This is a genomic window from Pseudomonas sp. TZ252 (assembly GCF_056110345.1).
Genome location: NZ_CM148566.1, coordinates 1,848,129 through 1,859,941, shown reverse-complemented (window position 1 = coordinate 1,859,941; position 11,813 = coordinate 1,848,129). Strand labels below are relative to the sequence as shown.

7 protein-coding genes are annotated in these 11,813 nt (G+C 65.8%); 6 read left to right on the top strand and 1 reads right to left on the bottom strand.

Annotated elements, in window-relative coordinates; translation table 11 throughout:
• From aroK to hemE, 6 genes are all read left to right on the top strand, one after another.
• Nucleotides 1-519: a shikimate kinase AroK gene (aroK, locus tag ACYAF3_RS08535; protein WP_003095833.1), complete on the top strand. Its 519-nt coding sequence runs from the start codon at nucleotides 1-3 to the stop codon at nucleotides 517-519.
• Between the two features lie 49 nt (nucleotides 520-568).
• Complete coding sequence (gene aroB, locus ACYAF3_RS08530) at nucleotides 569-1,675, top strand: 3-dehydroquinate synthase (RefSeq protein WP_003116138.1); 1,107 nt, start codon at nucleotides 569-571, stop codon at nucleotides 1,673-1,675.
• Between the two features lie 6 nt (nucleotides 1,676-1,681).
• Nucleotides 1,682-3,331 (top strand): AAA family ATPase, encoded by a 1,650-nt coding sequence (locus ACYAF3_RS08525; protein WP_003116139.1) that lies wholly within the window; start codon nucleotides 1,682-1,684, stop codon nucleotides 3,329-3,331.
• Nucleotides 3,332-3,555: 224 nt separating this feature from the next.
• Nucleotides 3,556-8,001, top strand: a complete 4,446-nt coding sequence (gene gltB, locus ACYAF3_RS08520; protein ID WP_003103700.1) for a glutamate synthase large subunit — start codon at nucleotides 3,556-3,558, stop codon at nucleotides 7,999-8,001.
• 28 nt (nucleotides 8,002-8,029) lie between these two features.
• Nucleotides 8,030-9,463, top strand: coding sequence for an FAD-dependent oxidoreductase (locus ACYAF3_RS08515; RefSeq protein ID WP_003095829.1), 1,434 nt, complete (start codon nucleotides 8,030-8,032; stop codon nucleotides 9,461-9,463).
• Nucleotides 9,464-9,639: 176 nt separating this feature from the next.
• Nucleotides 9,640-10,707 carry a uroporphyrinogen decarboxylase gene (hemE, locus tag ACYAF3_RS08510; RefSeq protein ID WP_003103698.1) on the top strand — a complete coding sequence of 356 codons (1,068 nt, stop codon included), beginning with the start codon at nucleotides 9,640-9,642 and terminating at the stop codon, nucleotides 10,705-10,707.
• A gap of 121 nt (nucleotides 10,708-10,828) precedes the next feature.
• Here hemE and ACYAF3_RS08505 read toward each other — a convergent pair whose 3' ends face one another.
• The gene (locus tag ACYAF3_RS08505; protein ID WP_003103696.1) at nucleotides 10,829-11,809 is read right to left on the bottom strand and encodes a PA5033 family protein; all 981 of its coding nucleotides are present in this window, start codon (nucleotides 11,807-11,809) and stop codon (nucleotides 10,829-10,831) included.
• Nucleotides 11,810-11,813 lie beyond the last annotated feature (4 nt).

Sequence of the window (11,813 nt, the reverse complement as noted above, 5' to 3'; positions counted from 1 at the left end):
GTGGTCAACCTGATCCTCGTCGGCCCGATGGGTGCTGGAAAGAGCACCATCGGGCGCCTGCTCGCCAAGGAGCTGCATCTCGCGTTCAAGGACTCCGACAAGGAGATCGAACAGCGGTGCGGCGCGAATATCCCATGGATCTTCGATGTCGAGGGCGAGGTCGGTTTCCGCGAGCGCGAGCAGGCCATGCTCACCGAACTCTGCGCCGCCGACGGCATGGTGATCGCCACCGGCGGCGGGGCGGTGATGCGCGACGGTAACCGCCAGGTGCTGCGCGCCGGTGGCCGGGTTGTGTACCTGCATGCCTCGGTCGAGCACCAGATCGCGCGCACGGCGCGGGACCGCAACCGCCCCTTGTTGCAGAAGCCCAACCCGGGACAGATCCTCCGCGACCTGATGGCGCTGCGCGATCCGCTCTACCGCGAAATCGCCGATGTGGTGGTGGAGACCGACGAAAGGCCGCCGCGTCTGGTCGTCCAGGAAATTCTCGAACGCCTGCGCAAGTTGCCGCCCCGCTGAGGCGCGGCGAATTGCGTTATCCTATTGCCCTTTCCTGTCTGGGGGCCTCATGCGCACACTTCACGTCGATCTAGGCGAGCGTAGCTATCCCATTTACATCGGTGAAAACCTGCTGGGCGACGCCCGCTGGTTCGCGCCGCATATCGTCGGTCGCCGGGTCGCGGTGATCAGCAACGAAACGGTCGCTCCTCTCTATCTGGAAACCCTGCTCAAGGCACTGCAAGGCCACGATGTCACCCCTGTGGTGCTGCCCGACGGCGAGGCCTACAAGCAGTGGGAAACCCTGCAACTGATCTTCGATGCTCTGCTGAAGGAGCGGCATGACCGCAAGACTACCCTGATCGCCCTGGGCGGCGGCGTCATCGGTGACATGGCCGGTTTCGCCGCGGCCTGCTACCAGCGTGGGGTCAACTTCATCCAGGTGCCGACCACCCTGTTGTCCCAGGTCGACTCCTCGGTGGGCGGCAAGACCGGGATCAACCATCCGTTGGGCAAGAATATGATCGGTGCGTTCTACCAGCCCCAGGCGGTGGTCATCGACACCGCGTCGCTGAAGACGCTGCCGTCCCGCGAGCTGTCCGCCGGGCTGGCGGAGGTGATCAAGTACGGTTTCATTTGCGACGAACCGTTCATCACCTGGCTGGAAGAGCACATGGATGCCTTGCTGGCACTGGAGCCGACCGTTGTCACCGAGGCCATCGAGCGCTCTTGCGCGGCGAAGGCCCGCGTGGTGGGCGCCGACGAGCGCGAGTCGGGCGTGCGTGCCACGCTGAACCTCGGCCATACCTTCGGTCACGCGATCGAGACCCAGCAGGGTTACGGCGTCTGGTTGCACGGCGAAGCGGTAGGGGCGGGAACCGTGATGGCACTCGAGATGTCGCATCGGTTGGGTTGGCTGAGCGCCGCCGAGCGCGATCGCGGTACCCGCCTGCTGCGCCGGGCTGGCCTGCCCGTGGTACCGCCGGCCGAGATGACGGCGGAAGATTTTATGGAACACATGGCCGTCGACAAGAAGGTGCTCGATGGCCGCCTGCGTCTGGTTTTGCTGCAAGGACTGGGGAATGCCGTGGTCACCGGCGATTTTCCCCGTGAGATCTTGGACGCGACCCTGCGCACCGACTATCGGGCCTTGGCCGACCAGCTTGGAGATGAATGAGGTCCCATGACCAGCTTGCATGCCGATGAGGCCTTCCTGGGCCACTACCAATTCAGTCACGACCCGTTCGCGCCGCGCGTTCCGGGTTTCAAGTTCTTCCCGGCGCAGCGCAAGCCGGTGCTCGGCCAGTTGCACCATCTGGCCCGCTACAGCCAGCTCCTGCTGCTGGTCACCGGGCCCCTGGGCAGCGGCAAGACCCTGCTGCGCCAGGCGCTGGTGGCCAGCACCAACAAGGATGCGGTCCTCAGCGTGGTGATCTCGGCGCGCACCGCCGCCGACGAGACTTCGTTGCTGCGCCAGGTGGCGCAGGGCCTGAGCATCAACCAGGCGAGCCTGGAGGCGATCCTGACCAAGGTGGCGCAGCTGGCGATCACCGGGCAGGACGTCTACCTGATGGTGGACGATGCCGAACAGCTCCAGGACAGCGCGCTGGAAGTGCTGTTGCTGCTGGCTTCCGGCACCAACGAGGGACGCCTGCATGTATTCCTGTTCGGTGAGCCGTCGTTGCTGCCGCGCCTGGAGGTGTTTTCCGAGGGTGAGGAGCGCTTCCATGCCATCGAATTGCAGCCATACAGCGAAGAGGAAACCCGCGACTACCTGGCCCAGCGTCTCGAGGGCGCCGGGCAGGGCATCGAGCTGATTTCCAATGACCTGCTGGTGGACATCCACGAGCAGTCGGAAGGCTGGCCGGGAGCGATCAACCAGGTCGCCCGCGATGCCCTGATCGAAGCGATGCTGGCCAATCGTGGCGCAGCGCGCAAGGCAACCGGAGGGTCTTTCAACTTGCCCAAGAAGCATCTGGTGATTCTTGCGGTCGTGGCCATCGGCGTGATCGCCGCCTGGTTCATGCAAGGCAAGAGCAAGCCGGAGGCGCCGCAGACCGCCTCTACCGAATTGTCCATGAATGGTGGTACGCCGGCCCAGGCCCAGCAGCCGGGCAGCGGCCCGGCCGTGGAGTTCAACGGCTCCAGCCAGCCGTTGCCGCTACCGTTGGTCGGCGAGTCGCAGCCGGTCATTCGCGAGCCGCTGGCCCAGGCCGCCGGGCAAGGTGGCGACGACGAAGGCGGCCTGCCGTCCGCCGCGGTGCCGCCTACCGTTTCCAGCTCGGCTCCTCCGGTGACGCCGCTGGCCAACAACGGCGTCACGCCGATGCATCCGGTGCCGCCGGCGCCGACCGAACCGACCGCGCCTGCGGCGACCCCGACTCCGGCGCAGACCCCGGCACCGGCCGCGCCGGTCGCCAGCGCCCCGGCCAGCAAGCCGGCCCCGGCTCCGGCCAAGCCGGCGGCGAGCAAGCCGGCCACCACCGCCGCGGCGAAGCCGGCCCCGGCTCCGGCCGCCAAGCCGGCCAGCGGTGGCGGTGCGGGAAGTCAGTGGTATCGCAACCAGTCTGGTGGTAACTTCGCCCTGCAGATCCTCGGTACCGGCTCCGAAGCCAATGCCCAGGCGTTCATTCGCCAGCAGGGCGGCGGCGATTTCCGCTACTTCAAGAAAACCCTGCAAGGCAAGCCGTTCTACGTCGTCACCTATGGCAGCTTCCCGAACCGTGCCGCCGCCCTGGCCGCAGTGAAAAAACTGCCGTCCAAGGTGCAGGCCGGCAAGCCGTGGCCGCGTACCTTCGCCAGCATCCAGCAGGAGATCGGCCAGGCGCATTGATCCGACCTGCCGTCGCCTCTTGACGAAACTCGCTAGTCGTTAGCATGACCGGCGGGTTTCGTCTTTCATTTTGGCGACATTGAATTTCATTTTCTCGCCGCAAAATTTGTGAGGCCTTGTGCACCTATGTACAATGGCCTCCCTTTGCCTGTCGAAAACTCGCCGCATGAGCGGGTGACAGGCGAAGTAGATGACTAAAAAAGTTTTGCCGGTGAGAGTTCCTTATGAAAGCAGGTCTGTACCATCCTGAAACGTTCAAGGATAACTGCGGATTTGGCCTGATCGCCCATATGCAGGGCGAGCCGAGCCATCAACTTCTGCAAACCGCAATCGAAGCACTGACCTGCATGACCCACCGCGGTGGGATCAATGCCGATGGCAAGACCGGGGACGGCTGCGGGCTGCTGATCCAGAAGCCCGACCTGTTCCTGCGTGCCGTCGCCAGGGAAGCCTTTTCTGTCGACCTGCCCGAGCAATACGCGGTGGGCATGGTGTTCTTCAACCAGGACCCGGTGAAAGCCGAGGCGGCACGCGAGAACATGAATCGCGAGATCGTCGCCGCCGGACTGGAGCTGGTCGGCTGGCGCAAGGTGCCGATCGATACCAGCGTTCTCGGCCGCCTGGCGCTGGAGCGCCTGCCGCAGATCGAACAGGTGTTCATCGGCGGCGCCGGCCTGAGCGACCAGGACTTCGCCATCAAGCTGTTCAGCGCACGGCGCCGCTCGTCGGTGGCCAACGCCGCCGACAGCGACCACTACATCTGCAGCTTTTCGCACAAGACCATCATCTACAAGGGCCTGATGATGCCGGCCGACCTGGCCGCCTTCTATCCGGACCTTGGCGACGAGCGCCTGCAGACCGCGATCTGCGTATTCCACCAGCGCTTCTCCACCAACACCCTGCCGAAATGGCCGCTGGCGCAGCCTTTCCGCTTCCTCGCCCACAACGGCGAGATCAACACCATCACCGGCAACCGCAACTGGGCCCAGGCGCGGCGGACCAAGTTCACCAACGAACTGATCCCCGACCTGGAAGAGCTAGGCCCGCTGGTGAACCGCGTCGGCTCCGACTCGTCGAGCATGGACAACATGCTCGAACTGATGGTCACCGGCGGCATGGACCTGTTCCGCGGCCTGCGCATGATCATCCCGCCGGCCTGGCAGAACGTCGAAACCATGGACGCCGACCTGCGCGCGTTCTACGAGTACAACTCGCTGCACATGGAGCCCTGGGATGGCCCCGCCGGCGTCGTGCTGACCGACGGTCGCTATGCCGTCTGCCTGCTCGACCGCAATGGCCTGCGCCCGTCGCGCTGGGTCACCACGAAGAACGGCTACATCACCCTGGCCTCGGAAATCGGCGTCTGGGACTACAAGCCCGAGGACGTCATCGCCAAGGGTCGCGTCGGCCCGGGGCAGATCCTCGCGGTGGACACCGAGACCGGCCAGGTCCTGCACAGCGACGACATCGACAACCGCCTGAAGTCGCGCCATCCCTACAAGCAGTGGCTGCGGCAGAATGCCCTGCGCATCCAGGCGACCCTGGACGACGACCATGGCGTGGCCAGCTACGACGCCGACCAGCTCAAGCAATTCATGAAGATGTTCCAGGTCACCTTCGAGGAGCGTGACCAGGTGCTGCGTCCGCTCGGCGAGCAGGGCCAGGAAGCGGTGGGCTCCATGGGCGACGATACGCCGATGGCGATCCTCTCCCGGCGCATCCGCTCTCCGTACGATTACTTCCGCCAGCAATTCGCCCAGGTCACCAACCCGCCGATCGACCCGCTGCGCGAAGCCATCGTGATGTCCCTGGAAACCTGCCTGGGCGTCGAGCAGAACATCTTCGAGGAAGCCCCGCACCATGCCAACCAGGCGATCCTCACCACTCCGGTGATCTCGCCGGCGAAGTGGCGGACCATCATGACCCTGGACCGCCCGGGCTTCGACCGCCACTTCATCGACCTCAACTACGACGAGTCGATGGGCCTGGAGGCCGCGGTGCGCAACATCGCCGACCAGGCCGAGGAGGCCGTGCGCGGCGGCAAGGTGCTGCTGATCCTCAGCGACCGCCATATCGCTCCCGGCAAACTGCCGGTGCATGCTGCCCTGGCCGTCGGTGCGGTGCATCACCGCCTGGTGCAGACCGGGCTGCGCTGCGACTCCAACATCCTGGTGGAGACCGCCACCGCCCGCGATCCGCACCATTTCGCGGTGCTGATCGGCTTCGGCGCCTCGGCGGTCTATCCGTTCCTCGCCTACGAGGTGCTGGCCGACCTGATCCGCACCGGTGAAGTGCTGGGCGACCTCTACGAGGTGTTCAAGTACTACCGCAAGGGGATCTCCAAGGGCCTGATGAAGATTCTCTCGAAGATGGGCATCTCCACCGTCGCGTCCTACCGTGGCGCGCAGCTGTTCGAGGCGGTGGGCCTGTCCGACGAGGTCACCGACCTGTGCTTCACCGGAGTCGCCAGCCGCATCCAGGGCGCGCGCTTCGTCGATATCGAGAACGAGCAGAAGCTCCTGGCCGCCGAGGCCTGGAGCAACCGCAAGCCGATCCAGCAGGGCGGCTTGCTGAAGTTCGTCTATGGCGGCGAATACCACGCCTACAACCCGGATGTGGTGAATACCCTGCAGGCTGCCGTGCAGCAGGGCGACTACGAGAAGTTCAAGGAATACACCGCGCTGGTGGACCAGCGCCCAGTGTCGATGATCCGCGACCTGTTGCAGGTGAAGACCGCCGCGCAGCCGCTGGCGCTCGACGAGGTGGAGCCGCTGGAAGCCATCTTCAAGCGCTTCGATGCCGCCGGGATTTCCCTCGGCGCGCTGTCGCCGGAGGCCCACGAGGCGCTGGCCGAGGCGATGAACACCCTGGGCGGTCGCTCCAACTCCGGCGAGGGCGGCGAGGACCCGGCGCGCTACGGCACGCTGAAGAGTTCGAAGATCAAGCAGGTGGCTACCGGCCGCTTCGGCGTGACCCCGGAATACCTGGTCAACGCCGAGGTCCTGCAGATCAAGGTGGCCCAGGGCGCCAAGCCCGGCGAGGGCGGCCAGTTGCCGGGCGGCAAGGTCAACGGCCTGATCGCCCGCCTGCGCTATGCGGTGCCCGGCGTGACCCTGATCTCGCCGCCGCCGCACCACGACATCTACTCCATCGAAGACCTGGCGCAGCTGATCTTCGACCTCAAGCAGGTCAACCCGCAGGCGCTGGTATCGGTGAAGCTGGTATCCGAGCCGGGCGTCGGCACCATCGCCGCCGGCGTGGCCAAGGCCTATGCGGACCTGATCACCATCTCCGGCTACGACGGCGGTACCGGCGCCTCGCCGATCACCTCGATCAAGTACGCCGGCTCGCCCTGGGAACTGGGCCTGGCGGAAACCCACCAGACCCTGCGCGGCAACGACCTGCGCGGCAAGGTCCGGGTGCAGACCGATGGCGGCCTGAAGACCGGCCTGGACGTGATCAAGGCGGCCATTCTCGGCGCCGAGAGCTTCGGCTTCGGCACCGCGCCGATGATCGCCCTGGGCTGCAAGTACCTGCGCATCTGCCACCTGAACAACTGCGCCACCGGCGTGGCGACGCAGAACGACAAGTTGCGCAAGGACCACTTCATCGGCACCACCGCGATGGTGATCAACTTCTTCACCTTCATCGCCACGGAAACCCGCGAGTGGCTGGCGCGCCTCGGCGTGCGCAGCCTGGGCGAGCTGATCGGCCGCACCGACCTGCTGGAGATCCTCCCCGGCGAGACCGCCAAGCAGCAGAATCTGGATCTCGCTCCGTTGCTGGGCAGTGAGCTGATCCCGGCCGACAAGCCGCAGTTCTGCGAGGTGGAGAAAAACCCGCCGTTCGACCAGGGCCTGCTGGCCGAGAAGATGGTCGAGCTGTCGAAGGCCGCCATCGAAGGCCTGAGCGGCGGCGAGTACGAGCTGGACATCTGCAACTGCGACCGATCCATCGGCGCGCGGGTATCCGGCGAGATCGCCCGCCTGCACGGCAACCAGGGCATGGCCAAGGCACCGGTGGTGTTCCGTTTCAAGGGCACCGCGGGACAGAGCTTCGGCGTGTGGAACGCCGGTGGCCTGCACCTGTACCTGGAAGGCGACGCCAACGACTACGTAGGCAAGGGCATGACCGGCGGCAAGCTGGTGATCACCCCGCCCAAGGGCAGTCCGTTCAAGACCCAGGAATCGGCCATCGTCGGCAACACCTGCCTGTACGGCGCCACCGGCGGCAAGCTGTTCGCCGCCGGAACCGCCGGCGAGCGCTTCGCCGTGCGCAACTCCGGTTCCCATGCGGTGGTGGAAGGTACCGGCGACCACTGCTGCGAATACATGACCGGCGGTTTCGTCTGCGTGCTGGGCAAGACCGGCTACAACTTCGGCTCCGGCATGACCGGGGGCTTCGCCTACGTCCTCGACATGGACAACACTTTCGTCGACCGCGTGAACCACGAGCTGGTGGAAATCCAGCGGATCAGCGGCGAGGCGATGGAGGCCTATCGCAGCCACCTGCGCAAGGTCCTGGTCGAGTACGTGAACGAAACGGCAAGCGAGTGGGGCGCGAACATCCTGGAAAACCTGGATGACTACCTGCGTCGGTTCTGGCTGGTGAAACCGAAGGCGGCCAGCCTCGGTTCGCTGCTGACCAGCACCCGTGCCAACCCGCAATAAGCGCCCGAAGTTGTGATGAGGTTTCGATATGTCTGAACGTCTGAATTCCGACCGCCTGAACAACGACTTCCAGTTCATCGAAGTCGGGCGCAAGGACCCGAAGAAGAAGCTGCTGCGCCAGCGCAAGCGCGAGTTCGTGGAGATCCACGACCTGTTCAAGCCGCAGCAGGCCGCCGACCAGGCCCACCGCTGCCTGGGCTGCGGCAACCCGTACTGCGAGTGGAAATGCCCGGTGCACAACTTCATCCCTAACTGGCTGAAGCTGGTTTCCGAAGGCAACATCCTGGCCGCCGCCGAACTGTCGCACCAGACCAACACCCTGCCGGAAGTCTGCGGCCGGGTCTGCCCGCAGGATCGCCTCTGCGAGGGCGCCTGCACCCTCAACGACGGTTTTGGCGCGGTGACCATCGGCTCGGTGGAGAAGTACATCACCGATACGGCCTTCGCCATGGGCTGGCGTCCGGACCTGTCCAAGGTCAAGCCGACCGGCAGGCGCGTCGCGGTGATCGGCGCCGGCCCGGCCGGCCTCGGCTGCGCCGACGTGCTGGTGCGCAACGGCGTGACCCCGGTGGTGTTCGACCGCAACCCGGAGATCGGCGGCCTGCTGACCTTCGGCATTCCCGAGTTCAAGCTGGAGAAGCACGTCCTCAGCCGTCGCCGCGAGGTGTTCACCGGCATGGGCATCGAGTTTCGCCTGAACACCGAGATCGGCAAGGACGTGACCATGGAGCAGTTGCTCGATGAGTACGATGCCGTGTTCATGGGGATGGGCACCTACACCTACATGAAGGGCGGTTTCCCCGGCGAGGACCTGCCGGGCGTACACGACGCCCTGGACTTCCTGATCGCCAACGTGAACCGCAACCTCGGCTTCGAGAAGTCGGCCGAGGACTTCGTCGACATGAAGGGCAAGCGCGTGGTGGTCCTGGGCGGCGGCGACACCGCGATGGACTGCAACCGCACTTCGATCCGCCAGGGCGCCAAGTCGGTGACCTGTGCCTATCGCCGTGACGAAGAAAACATGCCGGGCTCGCGCAAGGAAGTGAAGAACGCCAAGGAAGAGGGCGTGAAGTTCCTCTTCAACCGCCAGCCCATCGCCATCGTCGGCGAGGACCGGGTGGAAGGCGTGAAGGTGGTCGAGACCCGTCTCGGCGAGCCGGACGCCCGCGGCCGCCGCAGCCCCGAACCGATCCCCGGTTCCGAGGAGATCATCCCGGCGGAAGCCGTGCTGATCGCCTTCGGCTTCCGGCCGAGTCCGGCGCCGTGGTTCGAGCGCTTCGAGATCGCCACCGACAGCCAGGGCCGCGTGGTGGCTCCGGCGCAGGCGCAGTTCAAGCACCAGACCAGCAACCCGAAGATCTTCGCCGGTGGCGACATGGTCCGTGGTTCCGACCTGGTGGTGACGGCGATCTTCGAAGGACGTACCGCGGCCGAAGGCATCCTCGACTACCTTGGCGTCTGACCCGCGGCGCCACCGGCGCTGCGACAAATCACCGCGATAGACAAAAGGCACGGCCCCCGCCGTGCCTTTTGTTTTGTGCTTTGCGACAATAGCGGCCCTTTTCGCCCGCCGGCCTGTGGATAACCCCCTTCCGCACGCGCCCGCGTGAAGCCAGCAGCCTTTGATCGGATGCCGTTATGACTGCCCTGAAGAACGACCGCTTCCTCCGCGCCCTGCTCAAGCAGCCCGTCGATGTCACCCCCGTCTGGATGATGCGCCAGGCCGGTCGTTACCTGCCGGAATACCGTGCCACCCGTGCCAAGGCCGGCGATTTCATGAGCCTGTGCATGAACCCGGAGCTGGCCTGCGAAGTGACCCTGCAGCCGCTGGACCGTTACCCGCAGCTGGACGCCGCGATCCTCTTCTCCGATATCCTGACCATTCCCGATGCCATGGGCCAGGGCCTGTACTTCGAGACCGGCGAAGGCCCGCGCTTCCGCAAGGTGGTCTCGTCGCTGGCCGACATCGAGGCGCTGCCGGTTCCCGATCCGGAACAGGACCTGGGCTATGTGATGGATGCCGTGCGCACCATCCGCCGCGAGCTGAACGGCCGCGTACCGCTGATCGGCTTCTCCGGCAGCCCCTGGACCCTCGCCACCTACATGGTCGAGGGCGGCTCGAGCAAGGACTTCCGCAAGTCCAAGGCGATGCTCTACGACAACCCTCAGGCCATGCACGCTCTGCTGGACAAGCTGGCGCAATCGGTGACCAGCTACCTCAACGGGCAGATCCACGCCGGCGCCCAGGCGGTGCAGATCTTCGACTCATGGGGCGGCAGCTTGTCGGCGGCGGCCTACCAGGAGTTCTCCCTGACCTACATGCGCAAGATCGTCGATGGATTGATCCGCGAGCACGACGGACGCCGGGTGCCGGTGATCCTCTTCACCAAGGGAGGCGGCCTGTGGCTGGAGTCGATGGCCGAGGTCGGCGCCGAGGCGCTGGGCCTGGACTGGACCTGCGACATCGGCAGCGCCCGGGCCCGTGTCGGTGAGCGCGTAGCCCTGCAAGGCAACATGGATCCCTCGGTGCTCTACGCCAATCCGGCGGCGATCCGCGCCGAAGTCGCGCGGATCCTGGCGGCCTACGGCAAGGGTACGGGGCATGTGTTCAATCTTGGCCACGGCATCACTCCGGAAGTCGACCCGGCCCATGCCGGCGCCTTCTTCGAGGCGGTGCACGAGCTGTCGGCGCAGTACCACGGCTGAGCCGGAACGAAAGAAGGGGAGCCGAGGCTCCCCTTTTTTCATGCGCGGGCCGACGGCCCTCCGGCGCGTTGGCTGGCGGGGTCGCGCCGGTGGCGTACCCGCTCTACGCAACCCGCCCGGCTCAACTGCTTACCTTGCCGGTGCGGTCGTTGATCACGAACAGCTTGCCGTTGGCGTCGCGCACGAGGATTTCCGCGCCCGGCTGGCCATCCATGTCGGCCACCGAATCGATGCTGTAGTTGACGTCGCCGATGCGGTAGTCGCTGCTGGCGCCGCTGGCGTGGTGGATGACCCGCACCTTGCCCTGCATCACCACGATCAGCTCGTTGCCCGGCTTGCCGTCGGTGTCCGCGGTGCCGCCATAGAGTGCCCAGGCGCTGGCGCCGATGTTGTATTCCTTGCGGGAACTGGCGTTGCTGATCACGTAGATGCCGGTGCTGGTGCGGCCGATGATCTCCGCGCCGGGCTGGCCGTCGAGGTCGGCGATCTGTGCGAGCGCGTGGTAGCCGCTGAAGGTGAAGTCCTTGGCGCCACTGGTGCGCGGGTCGATGACCTTGACGCCGTTGCCCATGTTCAGCACCAGTTCCTTGCCCGGCGCGCCGTCCACGTCGGCGACGTCGAACAGGCCCCAGGTGCCGTTGTAGCTGAAGGTGGCGTCGCGTTGCGTACGGGTGCGATCGAATACGGTGCGCACGCCGTTGCCGATGCTGAGGATGACTTCGTCGCCGGCGACGTTGTCGACGTCGGTGGCGCGCATGATCGCCCAGGAGACGTTGCCTACCGGGTACTTGCGCTGGGTGGTGCTGGCGTGGGAAACGATCACCAGGTCGGGACCGGCCTTGACCAGGATTTCCGCGCCGGGCTGGCCGTCGGTATCGGTGGCGCCGAAGACCGACCAGACCACGTTGCCGAAGCTGTAGTTGCGGGTGCTGCCGCCTTCCACCACCTGCAGGTTGGCGCCGTCGCGGTAGACCGCGGCGAGCTGGCCGTTGCCCCGCAGGTCCCAGGTTCCTACCAGAACGCCGGCCGCCTGGGCTGCGCTGGCGCAGAGGGAGAACAGTGCCGTGCCGAGCAGGCAGGCGCGCTTGATCGCTGGTTTCATAAAG

What these genes read in the sequence shown, in the direction of transcription:
- aroB (WP_003116138.1), top strand. Translation starts at nt 569, where the DNA reads ATGCGCACACTTCACGTCGATCTAGGCGAGCGTAGCTATCCCATTTAC.
- ACYAF3_RS08525 (WP_003116139.1), top strand. Translation starts at nt 1,682, where the DNA reads ATGACCAGCTTGCATGCCGATGAGGCCTTCCTGGGCCACTACCAATTC.
- gltB (WP_003103700.1), top strand. Translation starts at nt 3,556, where the DNA reads ATGAAAGCAGGTCTGTACCATCCTGAAACGTTCAAGGATAACTGCGGA.
- ACYAF3_RS08515 (WP_003095829.1), top strand. Translation starts at nt 8,030, where the DNA reads ATGTCTGAACGTCTGAATTCCGACCGCCTGAACAACGACTTCCAGTTC.
- hemE (WP_003103698.1), top strand. Translation starts at nt 9,640, where the DNA reads ATGACTGCCCTGAAGAACGACCGCTTCCTCCGCGCCCTGCTCAAGCAG.
- ACYAF3_RS08505 (WP_003103696.1), bottom strand. Translation starts at nt 11,809, where the DNA reads ATGAAACCAGCGATCAAGCGCGCCTGCCTGCTCGGCACGGCACTGTTC.